The organism is Pontimicrobium sp. MEBiC06410 (assembly GCF_053601615.1).
Map to the genome: position 1 here is coordinate 1 of NZ_JBSHNT010000119.1, position 21370 is coordinate 21370.

20 protein-coding genes and 1 pseudogene are annotated in these 21370 nt (G+C 32.3%); 18 read left to right on the plus strand and 3 right to left on the minus strand.

Features of this window, described 5'->3' with window-relative positions:
• Positions 1–154: pseudogene (locus tag ACVC08_RS00990) on the plus strand (transposase); the annotation flags it as partial.
• A 292-nt stretch (positions 155–446) separates the two neighbouring features.
• On the plus strand, positions 447–1007 hold the full coding sequence (locus ACVC08_RS00995) for a helix-turn-helix domain-containing protein (RefSeq protein WP_452600642.1): 561 nt from the start codon (positions 447–449) through the stop codon (positions 1005–1007).
• Positions 1008–1291: 284 nt separating this feature from the next.
• On the opposite strand, the gene deoD is transcribed toward ACVC08_RS00995, so the two are convergent.
• Positions 1292–1993, minus strand: a complete 702-nt coding sequence (gene deoD, locus ACVC08_RS01000; RefSeq protein ID WP_452600643.1) for a purine-nucleoside phosphorylase — start codon at positions 1991–1993, stop codon at positions 1292–1294.
• A 2-nt stretch (positions 1994–1995) separates the two neighbouring features.
• Entirely contained in the window at positions 1996–2292 is a 297-nt protein-coding gene (trxA, locus tag ACVC08_RS01005; protein WP_452600397.1) for a thioredoxin, read from the minus strand.
• A gap of 470 nt (positions 2293–2762) precedes the next feature.
• Between trxA and ACVC08_RS01010 the strand changes: the two genes are divergently transcribed.
• The 6 genes from ACVC08_RS01010 to ACVC08_RS01035 all read left to right on the plus strand — a co-directional run bounded on the left by ACVC08_RS01010 (position 2763) and on the right by ACVC08_RS01035 (position 8081).
• The gene (locus ACVC08_RS01010) at positions 2763–3902 is read left to right on the plus strand and encodes a PAS domain-containing sensor histidine kinase (protein ID WP_452600644.1); all 1140 of its coding nucleotides are present in this window, start codon (positions 2763–2765) and stop codon (positions 3900–3902) included.
• A complete protein-coding gene (locus ACVC08_RS01015) occupies positions 3899–4945 on the plus strand; it encodes a response regulator (protein ID WP_452600399.1) in 1047 nt (348 codons plus the stop codon). Before ACVC08_RS01010 ends, ACVC08_RS01015 begins: the two co-directional genes overlap by 4 nt.
• Positions 4946–5027: 82 nt before the next feature.
• Entirely contained in the window at positions 5028–5870 is an 843-nt protein-coding gene (locus ACVC08_RS01020; RefSeq protein ID WP_452600400.1) for a universal stress protein, read from the plus strand.
• Positions 5871–6027: 157 nt separating this feature from the next.
• Positions 6028–6330, plus strand: coding sequence for a ribosome hibernation-promoting factor, HPF/YfiA family (hpf, locus tag ACVC08_RS01025; protein ID WP_452600645.1), 303 nt, complete (start codon positions 6028–6030; stop codon positions 6328–6330).
• Between the two features lie 44 nt (positions 6331–6374).
• Entirely contained in the window at positions 6375–7220 is an 846-nt protein-coding gene (locus ACVC08_RS01030) for a universal stress protein (protein WP_452600646.1), read from the plus strand.
• A 21-nt stretch (positions 7221–7241) separates the two neighbouring features.
• Positions 7242–8081 carry a universal stress protein gene (locus ACVC08_RS01035; RefSeq protein WP_452600403.1) on the plus strand — a complete coding sequence of 280 codons (840 nt, stop codon included), beginning with the start codon at positions 7242–7244 and terminating at the stop codon, positions 8079–8081.
• Positions 8082–8153: 72 nt separating this feature from the next.
• On the opposite strand, the gene ACVC08_RS01040 is transcribed toward ACVC08_RS01035, so the two are convergent.
• Entirely contained in the window at positions 8154–8573 is a 420-nt protein-coding gene (locus tag ACVC08_RS01040; protein WP_452600404.1) for a CBS domain-containing protein, read from the minus strand.
• Between the two features lie 210 nt (positions 8574–8783).
• Between ACVC08_RS01040 and ACVC08_RS01045 the strand changes: the two genes are divergently transcribed.
• From ACVC08_RS01045 to ACVC08_RS01090, 10 genes are all read left to right on the plus strand, one after another.
• Complete coding sequence (locus ACVC08_RS01045) at positions 8784–9590, plus strand: universal stress protein (RefSeq protein WP_452600647.1); 807 nt, start codon at positions 8784–8786, stop codon at positions 9588–9590.
• Between the two features lie 19 nt (positions 9591–9609).
• On the plus strand, positions 9610–10059 hold the full coding sequence (locus ACVC08_RS01050) for a hypothetical protein (protein WP_452600648.1): 450 nt from the start codon (positions 9610–9612) through the stop codon (positions 10057–10059).
• Positions 10060–10644: 585 nt separating this feature from the next.
• Entirely contained in the window at positions 10645–11538 is an 894-nt protein-coding gene (locus ACVC08_RS01055) for a branched-chain amino acid transaminase (protein ID WP_452600649.1), read from the plus strand.
• Positions 11538–13214 (plus strand): dihydroxy-acid dehydratase, encoded by a 1677-nt coding sequence (gene ilvD / locus ACVC08_RS01060; RefSeq protein WP_452600650.1) that lies wholly within the window; start codon positions 11538–11540, stop codon positions 13212–13214. Before ACVC08_RS01055 ends, ilvD begins: the two co-directional genes overlap by 1 nt.
• A 59-nt stretch (positions 13215–13273) precedes the next feature.
• Positions 13274–15007: a biosynthetic-type acetolactate synthase large subunit gene (gene ilvB / locus ACVC08_RS01065; protein ID WP_452600651.1), complete on the plus strand. Its 1734-nt coding sequence runs from the start codon at positions 13274–13276 to the stop codon at positions 15005–15007.
• Positions 15008–15019: 12 nt separating this feature from the next.
• Positions 15020–15553, plus strand: coding sequence for an acetolactate synthase small subunit (ilvN, locus tag ACVC08_RS01070; protein ID WP_452600410.1), 534 nt, complete (start codon positions 15020–15022; stop codon positions 15551–15553).
• Between the two features lie 29 nt (positions 15554–15582).
• Positions 15583–17085, plus strand: coding sequence for a ketol-acid reductoisomerase (gene ilvC / locus ACVC08_RS01075; protein WP_452600652.1), 1503 nt, complete (start codon positions 15583–15585; stop codon positions 17083–17085).
• A gap of 161 nt (positions 17086–17246) precedes the next feature.
• Positions 17247–18512, plus strand: coding sequence for a threonine ammonia-lyase IlvA (gene ilvA / locus ACVC08_RS01080; RefSeq protein WP_452600412.1), 1266 nt, complete (start codon positions 17247–17249; stop codon positions 18510–18512).
• A 221-nt stretch (positions 18513–18733) separates the two neighbouring features.
• A complete protein-coding gene (gene proC / locus ACVC08_RS01085; RefSeq protein WP_452600653.1) occupies positions 18734–19531 on the plus strand; it encodes a pyrroline-5-carboxylate reductase in 798 nt (265 codons plus the stop codon).
• A gap of 254 nt (positions 19532–19785) precedes the next feature.
• Complete coding sequence (locus tag ACVC08_RS01090) at positions 19786–21249, plus strand: hypothetical protein (RefSeq protein WP_452600654.1); 1464 nt, start codon at positions 19786–19788, stop codon at positions 21247–21249.
• Positions 21250–21370: the final 121 nt, after the last annotated feature.

Here is a 21370-nt window from a genome sequence, read left to right on the forward strand (position 1 = left end):
TCTTTATTTTTTAGACTACGATATCGATGAGTGCTTACCTTGGCATTCGACATTAAGTAGAACGCGTCAATTATTTCCAGAAGCAATCTTCGAAACGGTATTTACAAAAGTATTGAGTTTATGTATAGACAACGGTATGGTAAGTGGACATACTGTTGTCTATACATAATTTATAAACAGAGTTGTGCAATATGCACAAGATGTATAAGTAATAGCGGTTTAAGAGATAAAACGTAACTATAAACATAAAACAAAAGTCAGTGCAAAACCGAAAGGTTAGTGAGTAGAAATCCGCTACTACTCATACACTAGACGTTGTAAAACATTTGAAAAAAAACTTTACGACATTTAATGACAAAGCAAATGTCATATAAAAATCACAGGAAAACCGTTATCAAACTTTAACCAAAATACTACTTTTAGAGTCAAATAAAAGTATCAAACAAATGAATTGGATTGCAAAGAAAATAAGTGAAACACGAAAAATTAAAGGATTGACTCAAGAGGAATTGGCTGAACAAGCAAAAATAAACTTAAGAACTATTCAACGAATTGAAAACTCTGAAAGTGAACCGAGAGGTAAAACCCTTAATTTGATTTGTGAAGTTTTGGAGATTGACTCAAAAGAATTGATTTTAACAGAAAGTTCTACTCGAGAAAAAAATATTGGAACGAAAATAATTAATGGACTTTTTCTCATAGCTCTGAATATGGTTTTAATGGGAATTATCGGTTTTCTGACTTTAGATTCAAACGCAAATATGAATAGCGTGTTTGGAGGATATTTATTAAGTGTGTTTCTTCCATTTTTCATAGTCGTAATGACAAAGAAAATGAGCGGAATGGAAAGAATGCTCAAATTCGGATTTGGTTATATTGCATATTTTGTTTTAGTAATGGCAAAACACGGATTTCCAACTGGATTTGTAACTGGATTATTCCCTTGTCTTTTAATTAGTTTATCTGTTCTATATTATGGAAATGAACTTATCAAAAACAAAGAATAAAAAACGTTTTACAACAATGGTAACCGTTGCACAAGCCTATAATTTCACATAAAATAATTTTCTACAAGCCTCTTTTAAGAGGCTTTTGTGTTTTTTAAGACAAACTAAGTTAAATTTTTAGATCCTTTAAAAAGACGCTTACACGTTGTAAAAACATGTCGTTTTGTTTAATAATAGAAACTTGAGTGCCTGCCTCACTTTTTATAGTTCTATTTATAAATTTCAAATATTTTTTCAAGTTATATGCTATAGCAGATAAAGTCCCTTTTTATACTATTTCCAAGTTAAAATAAAGTACTTAAAGCGATATCTACCATGGTATTAAAAGACCTTTCACGCTCATGAGAAGAAGTGTGTTCCCCAGTAACAAGTGAATCGGATATGGTAAGGATAGATAATGCTTTTACATTATGTTTAGCCGCAATAGTATACAAACCAGCAGTTTCCATTTCAACGCAAAGCACACCAAAATCGGCCCATTTTTTATAGTTGTTAAAGTCATCTTCGTAAAACTCATCGGCAGATAACACATTGCCAGCTTTAATAGAAATGTTGTTATCTTTGGCGTATAATGCAGCTTTCATAAATAATTCAAAACTTGCAGTTGGTGAATAATCTGCATTAATAAAGCGAGAATTATTTATTCCAGAAGTAGAAGAGGCAGACATAGCAATAATAATATCTCTAATATTAACGTCTTTTTGGTAAGAACCAGCAGAACCAACTCTAATTAAGTTTTGAACACCGTAATTATTAATTAATTCATGGCAGTAAATTAAAGTAGATGGAATTCCCATTCCAGTACCTTGCACAGATATACGCCTACCTTTATAAGTACCAGTATAACCAAACATACCACGTACTTCATTGTAACAAATTGGATTTTCAAAAAAAGTTTCAGCAATCCATTTAGCACGCATAGGATCTCCTGGGAGTAATACTGTTTCTGCAACTTCCCCTTGTTTGGCATTAATGTGGGTACTCATGGTTAATGCGATTTTATAATTTGTATCAATTGGTCTTTTTGTAACACCCCAGATTGTCTCCAAACTTGTTTACCATTTTTAAAAAGTAACATAGTTGGTACACCCCTTACTTGGTACTTTGCTGCAAGCGGTTGGTTTTTATCAACATCTATTTTTATAATTTTTATACGATCTTCTAGCTCATCTTTTACTTGCTCTAATATGGGAGCTAAAGTTTTACATGGTCCACACCATGTAGCAAAAAAATCGATAAGAACTGGAGTTTCAGAATTAATTATAGCGTTAAAATTGCTTTTCATTTTTAATGTTTTTTTATCAATACTAAAACGTCACTAACATTAATTAATTCATTTTTTTGAACTAGAATAATTAAAAAGTAATAATGTTAGCAGTTATAATATGTGCTTTTTATTATTTTGTTTAAAGGTAATAAAACTATCAAAACAGTTGCAAATACTACAGAATCTTATACTTAAATATTTTCATAGAGGAGTTAAAAACCGTTTAATAACAACATCTATTTTTTGTTTACACCTATTGTTTATAAATGAATCCTTTTTTGTAACCTTATGTATAAAACTGTAATAAAATAGCAAAACTTTACAAGGAGTATAAAAAAGCATAAATAATAATTTTTATTACATGTATAATAAAGTAAAGTTATACTGTTTATTATAAATTAAGAATGATATAAATCAGTTTTTCTAGGCGTAAAATCTTAATAAAATCAACTAGTATTGAGTATCTTTATAGCCTAGAAGTAAATGATATGTTTCAACAAGATCAAGATGTTTTTAATATTTTATTAGGAGCGGTTTCCGAGGGGGTTATAATTGTAGACGAAAATCAAAACATAGTAGAAGTAAATGAGTCTGCAGAGCAACTGTTTGGGTACGATAATAAAGAGTTAATAAGTAAGCCATTAAATATTTTAATTCCTAGAAATTACCACTCTAATCACGGAGAGCATTTTAAAAATTTTATAGGGCATAAAGAAAAGCGCCAAATGGGTAAAGGGCGCGATATTTTTGGAGTAAAAAAAGATGGTGTAATATTTCCTGTCGAAGCTGGTTTAAACCCATTTACAATTTACGATAAAAAATATGTAATGGCTTTAGTAATAGATATTACCGAGAGAAAAAACTATACACAGCACCTTGAGAAAACAGTAGAAGAGCGCACAAGAGATTTAAAAGAAGCGTTAGCAACAGAAAAGGAGCTTAATGAGTTAAAAACAAAATTTTTATCCTTAGTTTCTCACGAATTTAAAACACCGTTAAGTGGTATTTTAACCTCTACAATGTTGTTAAGCAAGTATAAGCTAACAGAGCAACAAGAAAAAAGAGATAAACATATAAAAACAGTTACCGATAAAGTAAATTATTTAAATAATATTTTAAACGATTTCTTATCGGTAGAAAGACTTGAAACAGGAAAAATAAGCTATAAGTTTACAGAATTTAAAATAAGTAAAGTAGTAAACGAAGTAGTGTACAATAGCAATATGCTTTTAAAAGAAGGACAGCATATTAATTATCCAGATGATATAGATGAATTATCGCTTTTTCAAGACGAAAAAACAGTAGAGTTATCCTTATCTAACTTAGTGCATAATGCTATTAAATACTCCCCAGAGCACACAACAATAAGTATTAAAGTTAAACAAAACAAAGAAGTAACCATCTTTACTATTAGCGATAATGGAATTGGAATACCAAAAAGTGAACAAAAAAACATATTTAATCGCTATTTTAGAGCAGGAAATGCGTTACTAACACAAGGAACAGGTATCGGTCTAAATATTGTAAAATCGCATTTAGAGAATTTAGGAGGCTCTATAAGCTTTACTAGTGAAGAAAATATAGGATCAACATTTGTAATAAAAATACCAAACAAAGCTAACTCATGAAGAAAGTATTGTTAATAGAAGATGATGCCGTTTTAAGAGAAAACACAGAAGAATTACTGGAATTATCTGGATATAATGTAATAACAGCACCTAATGGGAAAATTGGGGTAGAAGTGGCAAAAAATAGTCTGCCAGATATTATAATTAGCGATATCATGATGCCAGAATTAGATGGGTATGGTGTTTTAAAAGCTTTGTCAAGTTTACCACAAACCAAATATATTCCGTTTATATTTCTATCTGCAAAAACAGAAAGACAGGATGTGCGTATGGGCATGAATTTAGGTGCAGATGATTATATAACAAAACCATTTAACGAAGACGAATTGGTAAGCGCCATAGAAAGCCGTATAGCAAAAGTGGCTATTTTAAAGGAGCAAACTACACCCGAATCTGCAGAAGAAAATACAGATGAGATTCGTACACTAAATGACCTTAAAAACTTTTTTGATGACAATGGAGAAGTTTTTAATTTTAATAAAGGAAGCGAAATATATACCGAGGGGCAACACTCTAACTATATTTACTTAATAAGTAAAGGCGTTATAAAATGTTATAAATTCGATGAGCAAGGTAAAGAACTTACTACAGCCTTACATAAAGAAGACGATTTATTTGGCTATACCTCATTTACAGAAAGCTTACCATACCAAGAAACAGCAACGGCAATTCAAAATTGTGAACTAGTGGGGATAGCAACAAGCGAATTGAAAACAATACTTAATACTAACCATAAAGTAGCATTAGAACTTATTCAACTATTAACAAACGATTTAACAGGAGTTAAAGAGCAGTTATTACAAATGGCATACAGCTCGGTGCATAAAAAAACAGCAGCAACACTTTTAAAATTTGCTGAAAAATTAGATAGAAAACCAGGTGAGGCTATTAAAATATCTAGAAACGATTTAGCCAGTGTAGCAGGTATTGCGACAGAAACATTAATTAGAACCATGTCTCGCTTTAAAAAAGAGGGACTTATAGATATAGAAGGAAGAAACATTAAAATTTTAGATTTAGAAAAATTACAACATGTAGAGTAGCCCTATTCTATATATATGATTAATATCATTTTTTTCAGCACACCTTAATAATACATTTGTTTATATAAAAGATGTATTTTAAATGAAAAATATTTTATTACCAACAGATTTTTCCGAAAATTCATGGAATGCTATAAAATATGCACTCCAGTTTTTTAGCAATGAAAAGTGCAACTTTTATATATTACACGTTAATCGCTTAACTAATTTAGCGGTTAATGATACACCTTACATTACTTCGCAACCAGTAATAAGTGTCACTTATGAAGAGCCAATAAAAGAAAAACTTAAAAAAACATTAAAACGTATTTCTGAAACATTTTCAAAAAACAATAATCACAAATTTTATACACTAATAGATAATAATTTTTTTACAGAATCTATAAGACAACAGGTAGAAGAAAAAAAAATTGATATTATTGTTGTTGGAACCAAAGGAGCAACTGGACTAAAAAAACACATTGTAGGAAGTAATACAGGAAATATTATAACAAAAGTACAATGTAATACGTTGGTAATACCAGAAAACACAACCTATAAAATACCAGAAGAAATCGCCTTCCCTACAGACTATGCTCTACAATATAATATTGAATTATTAAACCCTATTTCCGAAATACTAAACACATTTAAAGCCGCATTAAGAGTTTTACATATTAGTAGAAAAAAAGTAAACCTTAACACAAGTCAGCAAAATAATAAAGAATTACTTGAAGACTATTTTAACGAACACACAAGTAGCTTTCACTTTTTAACAAATAAAAAGGTCGAAGATGCTATACAGTGCTTCGTGCAAAGTAGAGATATAGATATGATAGTAATGGTGGCAAAAAACTTAAACTATTTCCAAAAAATATTATTTCATCCAACAGTTGAGGAAATTAGCTACCATACAGATGTCCCATTTTTAGTCCTTCATGAATAAATAATACTATTACTTTAATTAAGAGGATAGGGAATATATTTATGTTCCTTTTTTTTTTGTTTTAAAAAGTTAATAATGATGGTTTTAAGCCTGATATATGTCATTTTAATTTTATGTAATTACACTTAACTTTAAGTATGTAATTAAAAAAAGTAAGATGAAAACAAATATCCAATTTGTAAATATGAAAACGAGTGAATCAATGCGTAACTATACTATTGAACACTTAAATAAATTGTTTGAAAAGTTTGATTGGCTTATAAGTGCTAATGTATTCTTTAAAAAAGAAAATGATTCTAAAAAAGAAGGTAAAATATGTGAAATGGAGCTGAGCTTAAATGGTCCAAGAATATTTGCATCCTCTAAAGAAAAAAACTACGAACTAGCAGTTAAGAATACAATTAGCGATTTAAAAAAACAACTAGAAAAACGCAAAGCGATACTTAAGCCTTATTCATAGAAATTAAAAATCATGACTAATAATAATATAAAAACAACGATATTATGAGGCATATTTTAATCCCCACAGACTTCTCTGAGAATGCAATGAATGCTGTAAAATATGCATTAGAACTTTTTAAATACGAAAAATCTAATGTTTATTTTTTACACACATATCAAGATGAGGTCTATAAAAGCATAGAGCTGCTAAGTACAGAGGTATTTGAAGATATTATAGAACAAAAAGCGAAACACTCTAGAGAACAACTAGAGCAACTTCTAGAGAATGTTAAACAAATATCTCCTAACCCAAGGCATAACTATAAAGTAATATCCGCATACAATACATTAATAGACGAGATAGATGAAATAACAGAAGAGAAAAATATTGATGTTATTGTAATGGGAACCAAAGGTAAAACTAATAATAAAAAATACGCTTTTGGTAGTAATACACTACAAGTTTTAAAGTATGTAAACTGCCCAGTGTTATCAATACCATCAGGTTATAAATATGTACAGCCAAAACAAGTGGTTTTTCCTACAAACTATATGGTTCCTTATAAACGAAGAGAGTTAAAATTACTCTGCGAAATGGCCTCTCCTTTTAGAGCAAGTATAGACCTTTTACATGTCTCTTTAACAACAAAGTTATCACGACGCCAAGAAGATAATAGATTGTTTCTTGAAGAAGAATTATGTAAAAACAATTTAAATTTTATAACTAAAGCTAACAAAAATATAGCAAATGCCATTTTTACATACATAGATGAAAGTAAGGCAAATATGCTGGTTATGGTTAATACAAGACACACTTTTTTAGAAGATTTTTTATTTCAATCTACAGTAGATAAATTATCCCTTAACGTTGAGATTCCATTTTTAGTAATGCAAAATAGAAGACGATAACTATAATGAATTCAAATAATTATGAAAAAAATACTATTACCAACAGATTTTTCTGAAAACTCATGGAATGCAATAGATTTTGCATTGCAATTATTTCAAAATGAAATTTGTGAATTTTATTTATTAAATACTTACACGCCAGTAATTTATAATTTAAATGAAATTGTAATAAGCGCAGCGCAATCTAATTTAGAGGATATAATAAAAGAAAATGCAATAAATGGCTTAAAACAAGTTAAAGCACGAATAAAAAAAGAACATAATAATTTAAAACATAATTTTATAGAAATAACCTCATTTAATACATTAATAGGTGAAATAAATGAGTTAAATAAAGATGCTACTATAGATTATATTGTAATGGGAACTAAAGGAGCTACAGGAGCAAAGGAAATACTATTTGGCTCTAATGCAGTACATGTGTTTAAAAGCGCTAAATGTCCTGTATTGGCGGTGCCAGATACATTTTCTTTTGAAGCACCTCACGAAATACTATTTCCTACAGATTACAATATTAATTTTAAAATAGAGCAAATACAGCCCATAATAGATATTGCAAAACAGTTTAACTCAAGAATAAATATACTTCATGTTTTTCAAAATGAGTCATTAACAAATAAACAAGAAGACAATAAAAAACACCTAACAACACTCGTTAAAGAAACATCATATTTATATCATGAAGTAGAAGGGAAAAATATACCAAAAACAATAACAGAATTTCAATCAAGAGCAAGAACTAATTTATTAACTATGATTAATAATAAGCACTCTTTTTTCGAAAATATATTCTTCAAAAACAAAATAAATCAAATAGGCTTTCACTTAAATACTCCGTTTTTGGTTATACCAACCAAATAAAAGATAAGTTCATAAAAAAAACGTCTAAAATTAATTTTAGACGTTTTTCTTTTAATTAAACAGAATAATTAGTTAAAATAAATTAATTAAATAGTTAATTAAATCTGTAGTAGTAACAATACCAACTAACTTATCATTGTCTATAACAGGTAACGCATGAAATTCTTTTTTAGCAAGTATTTCGGCAACCTCTTTAATTGTGGTATTAGTATTAACACTAACTAGGTTTTTCGCCATAACCTGCTCTATAGTAAACATATTATAAACAACGGTGTCTACATTTTGTTCATTGGCATCTACGGCATCTGCAAAACTTATTCTTAATAAATCGGTATAACTTAGCATACCAATAATTTTATCTCCGCTAACAACAGGGATGTGTCTAATATTATTTTTCTTAAATAAAGTTTCGGCAGTTTCTAAATTATCAGAATGGTTTAATGTAATAACATCTTTAGTCATTATAGCCGAAATTGGAGTTCTTTTTTTCATAATCTATTGGTTTAAATTCTATATTAAAGGTACTACCACATCTTAGAAAATAACATGACTAAAATCATTAAAAAAAAGCAATTTTTAAAAGTTGTTTTTTAACCAAAAAGTACATAACGGGGTGTGTTTTTTGCTTTTGCCTGATAAATATCATCGTTTATTTAGTGTTAAATAATTAGCTTTATTTAAACAGATTAAAAAGGAAACCTTATGCAACGAAATATTTTATTACTAACAGATTTTTCAGATAATGCATGGAGTGCTATTGTATATGCACTTAAACTATATGCAAATAAACCTTGTACTTTTTATGTGTTAAATGCATTGCCCGTAAACATAACAACTGTGTCTAGTAAGTATAATAAAGCAAAGCAAGAATTATTTGAGTTAAAAGAACAAATGGAGCAATCCAATATAAATACAAGCCATACATACAAAACATTGTTAAGTACAGACAATTTGTACAAAGCCATAACTACGGCTATAAATAAATACGATATTAATTTAATAGTAACAGGAACAAAAGGAGCCACAGGGGCAAAAGAGTTTTTTTTAGGAAGCAATAGTGTGACACTGCTAGAAAAAGTAAAGAAATGCCCAGTATTAATAGTACCAGAAGAACACGACTTTGTACCGATTAAACAAATAGCCTTCCCTACAGATTATAATCGTTTTTATAGCGATAGAGAGTTACAAACTATCAAGGAGTTTGCAGATTTGTATAACTCAAAAATTAGAATTCTTCACATAAACGAAGAAGAGCAACTAAAAGACATTCAGCATTATAATAGAATAAAATTAACCGAATATTTAAAAGAGTACGACTATAGCTTTCACTGGATGCCAGAATACACAAAAAAAGCAGAAGAAATAGCAGAGTTTATTAAAGACTTAGAAATAGATGTTTTAGCAATGGTTAATTATAAACACAGCCTTATTGAAAAAATAACCAAAGAACCAGTAATAAAAACAATAGGATTTCACCCAACAGTACCATTTTTAATAATACCAGAGTAATATAAAAAACAATAAAGTCATGAAAACAATACAAATTAGCCCCAAATATATAGAGTGGATAAGTGCAGAAGAAATGCATGAAGCATCAAAAAAGTGGCTTTCCGAATTATTATTTATAGCAGATGAGCATCTCTTTTTTAAAGATTTAGTAAAAACGTATACATCACAATTATTAAATACAGAAGAGTTTACAGATACAGTAGAAATTATAGATATCCTTAATAACTCTCAAAAACGAAATAACGAATTAATAAAAATAGTACAAAAACATGAAAATGATCTAGAAATAATGCTAGATGGAATTAACCAAACAAAAGACGAAACAACTTATAAAAAGGAGCATAAAGAGTTGGTGAAAACAATGAGTGACTTTTATAAAGAATACACAAGTATAAAAACGCAATTATTTGAAATTACTAAACAAGCCATTAAAAAAGATAAAGAAGAACGACTGCTAGACGAAAAATAAAATAGAACTGTTTTAGTAATATTTTTTTAATTATTTAGGTGTAAATAAGGCTTTAAAGTGTTGAAAACTAAAATGTAAAATTAATTAAGAAGTTGGTGTTGAAAAATAATTTTTTAAAATAATATTGAATTATTAAAAATAAATTATCATATTTGACCCAACAAATGAAGAAACAAATAGTAAATATCATTTCAATTATTGTCATTGTGATTAGTTCACAAGGATAGGGAAATGGTATATAAAACTTAAATAAATTTTTAAAAGCCTTCCCGAAACGGAAGGCTTTTTTTGTACAGCACATTATGAATTTTATTAAAACTGTCATTATTATAATTAGTGTCATTATTAACTCGACCTGAGTTGATACAGATCCTTATTATATATAATAAAAAGCCTGTATCTATTTAGATACAGGCTTTTTTTATGGCGCTTAAACACTATGAACATAATAAAATAAAATATTTAATAATCTGTTTTTTAATAATTTAGGCTAGTTAAATTAAAACTGAATTAAGTTGAAACTAAAAAAAGAGCATAATAATTAATTATAGTGTCAATTAATTTTGAACACATAAACCAGAAATCATGTATTATAACCAAGACACATTAGTATACCTAGATGGCCATTGGATGCCAGCAGAAAAAGCAACCACAGGTCTGTACGCCCAGACACTTCATTATGGAAATGGGGTATTCGAAGGTATCCGTTCGTATAAAACCGAAGACGGAGCACAAATTTTTAAAGCCAAAGCACATTACGAGCGCTTTTTGTATTCGGCAAAAGCTATGCATATTCCGTGCGAGTATACTGTAGAAGAATTAACAAGCTTAACATACGAGTTGCTTCAAAAAAATAATTTAGAAGACGCCTATGTTAGACCATTGTTATACCAAGGCGAACAAATGAGCTTAATTCCTGCCGAGAAATCTCATTTACTATTATGCGCATGGTCTTGGGATAGATACCTAGGAGATAATAAAGTAAAATTAATGACTTCAAGTTATCAAAGACCAAACCCTAAATCTACCCATATTCAAGCAAAAGTTGTAGGGCACTACACGAATTCTATACTAGCAACAAGAGAAGCAAAACAAAAAGGATTCGACGAAGCCTTATTATTAGACGCTCAAGGCTACGTGGCAGAAGGGCCAGGAGCAAACTTTTTCTACGAAAAAAATGGAGTACTCTATACATGCCCGTTAGGAAACATATTATCAGGAATTACGCGTCAAACTGTTTTTGAAATAGCAAAAGAATTAGACTACGTAATAATAGAAAAGCACTTTACACCAAGTGATGTGTATAAAGCAGATGGCGCATTTTTTACAGGAACAGCAGCAGAAATAGCGCCAATAGAATCCTTAGACGGAAACAAATTTAATAACCCTTGGGAAGATACTATAGGCTATACTTTTTCTAAACACTACCAAAAATTGGTAAGACAACACACATCAAATTTCTTTCAACCAGCATACTAATGGAATTAAATAAATATAGTAAAACAGTAACACAAGACGCTACACAACCAGCAGCACAAGCAATGTTGCATGCTATTGGGTTAACAAAAGAAGATTTCTATAAGCCTATAGTAGGAATAGCAAGCACAGGCTACGAAGGTAACCCGTGTAATATGCACCTTAACGATTTGGCAAAATTAACCAAACAAGGCACTAAAAACGAAGATGTAGTAGGATTAATCTTCAATACAATAGGGGTGAGCGATGGCATCTCTATGGGAACACCAGGTATGCGCTACTCTTTACCATCACGAGACATCATAGCAGATTCTATGGAAACCGTAGTACAAGCTATGAGTTACGATGGATTAATAACAGTGGTAGGCTGCGATAAAAATATGCCAGGTGCACTAATGGCTATGATTCGTTTAAACAGGCCAAGTATTTTAGTCTATGGCGGAACCATAGATTCAGGTTGCCATAATGGAAAAAAATTAGATGTTGTATCAGCCTTTGAAGCCTGGGGAAGTAAAGTCGCAGGTACCATGACCGAAACAGAATACCAAAACATAGTACAAAAAGCATGTCCAGGAGCAGGAGCCTGTGGAGGTATGTATACCGCTAATACCATGGCATCTGCAATAGAAGCTTTAGGTATGGCATTACCGTTTAACTCCTCTAACCCAGCATTAAGTGATGCTAAAAAAGACGAAGCAGTAAAAGCCGGAGAAGCCATACGTGTATTATTAGAAAAAGATATCAAGCCAAGTGATATTATAACGCGAAAAGCATTAGAAAATGCGGTACGTTTAGTAACCATATTAGGCGGTTCTACCAATGCCGTATTACACTTTTTAGCAATAGCAAGAGCAGCTAATATAGAATTTACATTAAAAGACTTTCAAGAAATAAGCGATGCTACACCTTTTTTAGCCGATTTAAAACCAAGCGGAAAATACCTAATGGAAGATGTACACGCAGTAGGAGGCATCCCAGCAGTATTAAAATACTTACTTAAAAAAGGATTATTACATGGCGATTGTTTAACCGTTACAGGAAAAACAATAGCAGAAAACTTACTAGACGTAGCAGACCTAACAGAAGGACAAGAAGTAATAAAACCTATAGAAAAACCAATAAAAATTTCTGGGCATTTAAGAATGCTATATGGCAACTTAGCGAAAGACGGAAGTGTTGCTAAAATAACAGGAAAAGAGGGGCTGCGATTTAGAGGAAAAGCAAAAGTTTTTGAAGGCGAATACGATGCTAACGATGGCATAAGAGACGGTAAAGTAGAAAAAGGAGACGTTGTTGTTATACGTTACGAAGGCCCAAAAGGCGGACCAGGAATGCCAGAAATGTTAAAGCCAACAGCGGCAATAATGGGAGCAGGATTAGGTAAAGATGTTGCCTTAATAACAGATGGTAGATTCTCTGGAGGAACCCATGGGTTTGTTGTAGGGCATATAACACCAGAAGCACAAGAAGGCGGAGCCATTGCACTGGTAAAAGATGGAGATATAATAAGCATAGATGCCGAAACCAATACCATTTCGTTAGAAGTCTCAGAAGAAGAATTAAAGAAGAGAAAAGAACATTGGACAATGCCAGCACTTAAGTTTAAACGAGGAGTGCTATACAAATATGCAAAAACAGTATCGTCTGCATCAAAAGGGTGCGTAACAGACGAATTTTAAAAAATAAAACACAACTAAATACTAGGTCTATTATACAAGACCAATAATACCATAAAATTATGGAAACCCAAACAATAACAACAACAGCAAAAGAGACAAAAAATACGATACGCATATCTGGGAGCGAAGCAGTAGTAAGATGTCTTATAGCAGAAGGCGTAGATGTATTATATGGCTATCCTGGAGGAGCTATTATGCCGGTTTATGATGAATTATATAAATTTCAAGACCAAATACAGCACGTATTAACACGCCATGAGCAAGGCGCAACGCACTCAGCACAAGGTTATGCTAGAATTTCTGGAAAAGTAGGCGTAGCTATGGCTACCTCAGGACCAGGAGCAACAAACCTAATAACGGGTATTGCAGATGCACAAATAGACTCTACACCAATGGTATGCATTACAGGGCAAGTAGGGTCTCATTTGTTAGGAACAGATGCATTTCAAGAAACAGACATCGTTGGTATATCTACACCAGTAACCAAATGGAACCAGCAAATAACAAAAGCATCACAAATACCAGAAGTTATAGCCAAGGCATTTTATATAGCCAAAAGTGGACGACCAGGACCCGTTTTAATAGATATTACTAAAGACGCCCAGTTTGAAGAATTCGATTTTGCTTACGAAAAATGTAAGGGCGTAAGAAGTTATGTAGCAACACCAAAAGTAAACTTAGAACAAGTAGAAGCAGCAGCACAATTAATAAATAACGCTAAAAAACCATTAGTAGTTTGGGGGCAAGGTGTAATATTAGGTGAAGCAGAGGACGCATTTAAAGCAGTTATAGAAAAAGCAGGACTACCAGCAGCTTGGACTATTTTAGGAGCCTCAGCATTACCAACAGCTCATGATTTAAATGTGGGCATGGTAGGCATGCATGGTAATTACGCACCAAATGTGTTAACCAACGAGTGCGATGTATTAATAGCTATAGGCATGCGTTTCGATGATCGTGTAACGGGTAATTTAGAAAGCTATGCAAAGCAAGCAAAAGTCATCCATTTTGAAATCGATCCAGCAGAAGTAGATAAAAATGTAAAAACAGATGTCGCAGTTTTAGGAGATGCCAAAACAACATTAAAAGCATTACTACCCTTATTAAAAGACAAGAAGCATACAGCTTGGCATCAAAAATTTAAAGACTTATATCAAATAGAATACGATAAAGTCATTAAAAACGATTTACACCCTACAAAAGAAGGCTTAACAATGGGGGAGGTATTAAAAGAAATTAATAACCAAAGTAAAGGCAATGCAGCTATTGTAAGCGATGTAGGGCAGCACCAAATGATTGCCTGCCGTTATGCAGAATTTAATAAAACCAAAAGCAATATAACCTCTGGAGGGCTAGGTACTATGGGGTTTGCGTTACCAGCAGCAATAGGCGCTAAAATGGCAGCGCCAGAACGCGATGTAGTAGCAATTATAGGCGATGGCGGTTACCAAATGACTATACAAGAGCTAGGAACCATTTTTCAAACCAAAGTACCAGTAAAAATAGTAGTGTTAAATAATGAGTTTTTAGGTATGGTAAGACAATGGCAACAATTGTTTTTTGAAAAACGCTATGCCTCTACCGAAATTCAAAATCCAGATTTTGTAGCCATAGCAAAAGGCTATGCTATAGAAGCAAAAAAAGTAACAAAACGCGAAAACCTAGCAACAGCAGTAAAAGAAATGATGGAAGCAGAAGGCGCGTATTTTTTAGAAGTATCTGTAGAAAAAGAAGGTAATGTATTCCCAATGATACCAACAGGAGCATCCGTTTCAGACATCCGTTTAAGCTAAAAAAAATTAAAGATGAAAGTACAAGAACAACAATTATACACGGTCTCTGTATATACAGAAAATAATATAGGATTGCTTAATCGTATATCGGCAATTTTTCAACGTAGGCACATAAACATAGAAAGTATTAATGTCTCTGTATCAGAAATAGAAGGTGTGTCTAGATGGACATTAGTGGTTAACCTTTCCGAAGAAAAAATAAAAAAGATTATTGGGCAAATAGAAAAGCAAGTAGAGGTTATAAAAGCCTATTACCATACAGATGAAGAAACCGTATATCAAGAATCTTGTTTGTTTAAAATAAAGTCGGATACCTTTTTTAATGAAGATGAGATACAGCGAATAATTAAGGCAAGTAATTCTAGAATTGTTACTGTAAGTAAAACCTTTTTTGTAGTAGAAAAGACAGGTATGAAAGAAGATATAGAGTCACTTTACAACCAATTAAAACCTTTTGGGATAATGCAGTTTGTTCGTGCAGGACGTATTGCAGTTACAAAAAAACCAATGGAAATTTCACAAATGCTAGAAGCATTTAACGCTTAATAAGACATAAAAAAATAAACAATAAAAAAATGGCAAATTATTTTAACACACTATCATTAAGAGACCAATTAAAGCAACTAGGGCAATGTCGTTTTATGGAAGCATCAGAGTTCAAGGAAGGCGTTAAAGCATTAAAAGGTAAAAAAATAGTAATTATTGGTTGTGGAGCACAAGGCCTAAACCAAGGCTTAAACATGAGAGATTCAGGATTAGATATCTCTTATGCATTAAGAGAAGCAGCAATACACGAAAAAAGATCATCTTATGTTAGTGCTACAAGCAATGGTTTTAATGTAGATACGTACCATGCATTAATACCTAATGCAGATTTGGTACTTAATTTAACGCCAGACAAGCAACATACAAATGTTGTTAAAACAGTAATGCCGCTAATGAAAAAAGGAGCCACTTTAAGCTATTCTCATGGCTTTAATATTGTAGAAGAAGGCATGCAAATACGCCAAGACCTAACAGTAATAATGGTCGCGCCCAAATGCCCAGGAACAGAAGTAAGAGAAGAATATAAAAGAGGGTTTGGTGTGCCAACTTTAATAGCCGTACACCCAGAAAACGATCCCGAAAATAAAGGTTTAGAACAAGCAAAAGCCTATGCCGTAGCTACAGGAGGGCATAAAGCTGGTGTATTACAATCCTCTTTTGTAGCTGAGGTAAAAAGCGATTTAATGGGCGAGCAAACCATATTATGTGGTCTGTTACAAACAGGAGCTATTTTAGCTTTCAATAAAATGGTGGCAGAAGGCATAGAAGCTAATTATGCAGCAAAACTAATTCAATATGGTTGGGAAACAATAACCGAAGCTTTAAAACACGGTGGTATAACTAACATGATGGATAGACTCTCTAATCCTGCAAAAATTAAAGCCTACAACCTATCGGAAACATTAAAAGAGATTATGAAACCATTGTTTGAAAAACATATGGACGACATTATCTCGGGGCATTTCTCTAAAACCATGATGGAAGATTGGGCAAAAGATGATGAAAACCTGTTAAAATGGAGAGCAGAAACAGGAGAGACTGCCTTTGAAAAAACGGCATTAACACCAGAGCATATTAGTGAACAAGAATATTTTGATAATGGTGTACTATTAGTAGCCTTTGTAAAATCTGGAGTAGAATTAGCATTCGAAACTATGGTAAGTGCAGGCATTATTGAAGACTCTGCGTATTACGAATCGTTACACGAATTACCATTAATAGCAAATACAATAGCAAGAAAAAAACTGTTTGAAATGAATAGAGTAATCTCAGATACAGCAGAGTATGGCTGTTATTTGTTCGATCATGCCTGTAAATCATTATTAGAAGATTTTATGAAAACAGTAACTACAGAAGTTATAGGTAAACCTTACTCTACCTCTAATGCAGTAGATAATTTAGAGTTAATTGCAGTAAACGATGCTATAAGAAACCACCCAATAGAAACCATAGGCAAAACACTTAGAGCGGCTATGACAGCAATGAAAACGATAAAAACAGAAGAGAAAACTAATACCCCAGTGCTCGCGTAATTAAATAGCATTTAATAAGTTTTTTTGTAAAAAAAAAGAATATGCGACACTGGGTATAGTTTAATAGGTGTTCTCTAGATTTTATTTTAAGTAAAATAAAGAACAGGATCAAAGCAATTAAAGAAGAGGCGAGAAGCGGTTCTCGCCTTTACACCAATACAATGAAAATACAAACCACCCAATATAGGCCAACAGTACAAGCAGTAGAAGTTGCCGCTAAAAACTTAAAAGGAGTGGCATCGGTAACCCCCTTATTAGAAAACGTACAATATTCAAAACAATTCAATTGTAACGTATTATTTAAGCGCGAAGATTTGCAACAAGTACGCTCTTATAAAATTCGAGGCGCGTATAATAAAATGTCGTCGCTATCTACAACAGAAATAGAAAATGGTATTGTATGCGCCAGCGCAGGAAACCATGCGCAAGGCGTGGCTTTATCATGTAAGTTATTAAAAATTCAAGGTACAATTTACATGCCATCTCCAACACCAAAACAAAAGGTAGAGCAGGTAAAAATGTTTGGAGAAAATTATATTACTATTGTTTTAAAAGGAGATACCTTCGATGATGCTTACCATGCAGCAACATTAGAGTGTCAACGTTTAAATAAAACCTTCATCCACCCCTTTAATGACGAAAAGGTAATAGAAGGGCAGGCTACCGTTGGTTTAGAAATTATAGACCAAGCGCAGCACCCTATACATTATGTGTTTGTACCAGTAGGCGGCGGAGGCTTATCGTCTGGCCTATCTACCGTGTTTAAACAATTATCGCCTAATACCAAAATTATTGGGGTAGAGCCAGAAGGAGCACCTTCTATGTCTACATCTATGCGCAATAACAAAAATACCGCCCTAAAGCATATAGAAAAGTTTGTAGATGGTGCTGCAGTACAACGCGTAGGAGATTTAAATTTTGAAATATGTAAAGAAAACCTAGACGCTATGGTAACAGTGCCAGAAGGTAAAGTATGCCAAACCATACTAGACTTATATAATAAAGATGCTATAGTCGTAGAGCCAGCAGGCGCATTAAGCATTACTGCGTTAAGTTTATATGCAGAAGAGATAAAAGGTAAAAATGTAATATGTGTTGTAAGCGGAAGTAATAACGATATTACTAGAACCGCAGAAATTAAAGAACGGGCCTTATTACATGCTAACTTAAAACACTATTTTATAATAAAATTTCCGCAGCGTGCAGGCGCATTAAAAGAGTTTGTTGCAGATATTTTAGGTCCAACAGACGATATTACCCATTTTGAGTATACTAAAAAAACAAATAGAGAAAATGGCGCGGCTGTAGTGGGGGTAGAATTAAAATCTAAAACCGATTTAGAACCCTTAATTACAAAAATGAAATTGCACAATTTTTATGGCGATTATTTAAACGATAAACCAGACCTATTTCAGTTTTTGGTATAATGCGTTTGCTATTAAATAGTAGCTATAATCACCAATAAGTTTCCTACTTTTGCGGCTTATAAACAAAACTTAATAATAGAGTAAGTTGTCTAAAAAAAATGAATTCTCGTCTAACCAAACTAGATTACGTTTCTCATAACCATTTTAATGAGAAGCTAAAAAAAGTTTAGGATGACGTTTTTAAATGCGTTTTTAGATAGCCTTTTAAAACACTGTTTTATATGAAAATAGCAATTATAGGTGCTGGTAATTTAGGATTATCTATAGCAAAAGGATTAATATCTAACAATGTTGTAACCTCTTTATACTTAACTAAAAGGCATATTAATGTTTTAGAAGGGTTAAGCGATAATAAACAGGTTATAATAACATCAGATAATGCAAAAGCCATACAAGATTCTAATATTTTAATCTTTGCAGTCCAACCCAATCATTTAGCAGCTGTACTTCGTAAAAACAAAGAATATATAACTGCTAAACATACAGTTATATCTACAATAACAGGATTTTCTATAGCTAAAATAGAAGCCGTTATAGGAGAGCAACACGCTGTTATTAGAGCCATGCCCAATACGGCAATAGCTGTTGGTAAGTCTATGACCTGTATTAGCAGCAATCAAAAAGCACAATTAAAACTAAATACAGCACGTAAAATATTCGATTTGTTAGGTAAAACCTTAGTTATACCAGAAAAGCAAATGCAAGCTGCAACAGTAGTCTGCGCTAGTGGTATTGCCTATTGGATGCGATTAATTCGCGCAACAACTCAAGCAGCTATACAATTAGGGTTCGATGCTAAAGAAGCGCAAGAATTAGCCATGCATACCTGCGAAGGCGCAGCTAGTTTACTAATAAATACAGGAAACCACCCAGAGCAAGAAATAGATAAAGTAACCACACCAAAAGGCTGTACTATAGAAGGTTTAAACGAGATGGAGCACCAGGGGTTAAGTTCCTCTTTAATTAGAGGGATGGTTGCTTCTTTCGAAAAAATAAATGGGATAAAGGAACGTACTTAATAAAAGATGAAATTTTAAGAGCGGTAAGGTTACCTATAAAGATATATTTTAGTCAAACCAAACTGGGTTCGGTTTCTCATAATAATTAAAAAACATCATTTTAAATTAGCGAAGTCAAATAATTTAGAATGATGTTTTTTATATTTTTTAAACGATCTCATTTTTTTAAGAAGTATAATCAGGTATTTATACGCTATTATTTTCATTGGTTTATCTGGATATTTGTGTTAACAACCAAAAATCAACCAATACCAATGAAAAAAACAATTAACACTATTAAGGGGGTAGCCTTGGTGGCTGTACTAGCTTTAAGTTATACATCTTGTAAAAAAGATAAAAAACAAGCACCAGTAGAAGAGCTAAAAACCGAAGCTGTTTATGGCAGTGTAGCCGAAGCAGAAACACCATGTTTAGCAGAAGCTAGTTGGTTTCCGCATAGCCAAACCCCAGCACCAGAAGAAGGAAAAGGAAGCCCGTTTGATGTAGAATCTACAACAAATTGTATATTCCACCAATGGTCTTACCAAAAGTTTTTATGGGTAACCAAACCAGAAGGAGAGGTGCCTTTATTTTTAGACCAAAAACAAATTACGCAAGTTAACGATGCCATGATTCCTGTAGCGCAGCAAACAGGAGCCAATGTAGTATTAACCGATACTATACAAGCGGGGTCTAGACATGGGGTGTTAAAAACCAACCCAGCCTACAATAGCGATGTTAATAAAGCCTTTACAGTACATTATTCTATACACACAAGCGATATTATGCTAAAAGCTGCAGATAGTTTTAAAATAGCATTAGCTTCTGGTAAATTAGAGGCCGATAATTTAGCTACATTTCCTGTAGGCTCTTTAGAGTTAAAAGTATCATGGGTAGATGCAAAGGCTATAGCTAGCGATAAGCTTGCTAATTATTATACAACCACTGCGGCTATGCTTAATAAAGATGGTAAAACCTTTACCAATACAACAGTAGCATTATTAGGGATGCACGTGGTAGGTGTTGTAGAAAACCACCCAGAGTTTATTTGGGCTACTTTCGAGCATAACGATATGGCACCAAATTACGACTGGAAAGCTAACTCGGCAAGCTCTAAAACCAATAAACTATTATTTGCAAAAGGAACAACAACAGGACTAGATGGGATTACCTTTATTAAAGACGATAAGCCTGTATTGCCAAATAAAGCTTACGATTTATTCCAGTATGGCGTACCAAGAAACTCGGCAGGGGTACTTAAAAATACAAGTCAATCTGAGCCAGCAAACTTTAACCATATAGATGAGATTAATAAAAGTGTAGCAAAGCAACTTAAAGACGTTTGGAAAAACTATTTTTATAATGGTTCTATATGGATAGATACAGATAGTTTAACACCGCAGCAACAAGCTCAAAAAATAGTAGATTTAGGTGGTAAAATAGGCGCAGCAACACCAGGATCTAGTGCTAGAGGCTCTTTAAATTGCGCTAATGTAACTATGGAAACCTTTACACAAACGTTTCAAGATGATATATCTAAAATTAGTGTAAATAATCTGGCTAATTGTTTCTCTTGCCATAACCCTGTGAGTTTTTCTAATAATACCTCTCCAATTTATCTAAGTCATATTTTTGATAAATTTATTCAAACAAATGAAGGGAAAACAAATAAAGAAGTGGAGTTAATGAAAGATAGTCAAGAACGAAAAATGGAAACCTTTTTACGTTCTATAAACTAGAGTTCTCTATTCTATAAGATAAAGCGGTTGTCTATAAAGTTATAAAGAGCGTTATTCTAAATTGGTTTAGCATTGCTAATTTAAAAATTCAGAATCTCATTAAACTAGTTTTTAATGATTA

Coding starts and splice junctions, on each gene's coding strand:
- ilvD (WP_452600650.1), top strand. CDS start 11,538: ATGGAATTAAATAAATATAGTAAAACAGTAACACAAGACGCTACACAA.
- ACVC08_RS01090 (WP_452600654.1), top strand. CDS start 19,786: ATGAAAAAAACAATTAACACTATTAAGGGGGTAGCCTTGGTGGCTGTA.
- ACVC08_RS01050 (WP_452600648.1), top strand. CDS start 9,610: ATGAAAACAATACAAATTAGCCCCAAATATATAGAGTGGATAAGTGCA.
- hpf (WP_452600645.1), top strand. CDS start 6,028: ATGAAAACAAATATCCAATTTGTAAATATGAAAACGAGTGAATCAATG.
- ACVC08_RS01015 (WP_452600399.1), top strand. CDS start 3,899: ATGAAGAAAGTATTGTTAATAGAAGATGATGCCGTTTTAAGAGAAAAC.
- ACVC08_RS01035 (WP_452600403.1), top strand. CDS start 7,242: ATGAAAAAAATACTATTACCAACAGATTTTTCTGAAAACTCATGGAAT.
- ACVC08_RS01020 (WP_452600400.1), top strand. CDS start 5,028: ATGAAAAATATTTTATTACCAACAGATTTTTCCGAAAATTCATGGAAT.
- ilvA (WP_452600412.1), top strand. CDS start 17,247: ATGAAAATACAAACCACCCAATATAGGCCAACAGTACAAGCAGTAGAA.
- ACVC08_RS00995 (WP_452600642.1), top strand. CDS start 447: ATGAATTGGATTGCAAAGAAAATAAGTGAAACACGAAAAATTAAAGGA.
- ilvB (WP_452600651.1), top strand. CDS start 13,274: ATGGAAACCCAAACAATAACAACAACAGCAAAAGAGACAAAAAATACG.
- ACVC08_RS01040 (WP_452600404.1), bottom strand. CDS start 8,573: ATGAAAAAAAGAACTCCAATTTCGGCTATAATGACTAAAGATGTTATT.
- ACVC08_RS01030 (WP_452600646.1), top strand. CDS start 6,375: ATGAGGCATATTTTAATCCCCACAGACTTCTCTGAGAATGCAATGAAT.
- trxA (WP_452600397.1), bottom strand. CDS start 2,292: ATGAAAAGCAATTTTAACGCTATAATTAATTCTGAAACTCCAGTTCTT.
- ACVC08_RS01010 (WP_452600644.1), top strand. CDS start 2,763: ATGTTTCAACAAGATCAAGATGTTTTTAATATTTTATTAGGAGCGGTT.
- ACVC08_RS01045 (WP_452600647.1), top strand. CDS start 8,784: ATGCAACGAAATATTTTATTACTAACAGATTTTTCAGATAATGCATGG.
- proC (WP_452600653.1), top strand. CDS start 18,734: ATGAAAATAGCAATTATAGGTGCTGGTAATTTAGGATTATCTATAGCA.
- deoD (WP_452600643.1), bottom strand. CDS start 1,993: ATGAGTACCCACATTAATGCCAAACAAGGGGAAGTTGCAGAAACAGTA.
- ACVC08_RS01055 (WP_452600649.1), top strand. CDS start 10,645: ATGTATTATAACCAAGACACATTAGTATACCTAGATGGCCATTGGATG.
- ilvN (WP_452600410.1), top strand. CDS start 15,020: ATGAAAGTACAAGAACAACAATTATACACGGTCTCTGTATATACAGAA.
- ilvC (WP_452600652.1), top strand. CDS start 15,583: ATGGCAAATTATTTTAACACACTATCATTAAGAGACCAATTAAAGCAA.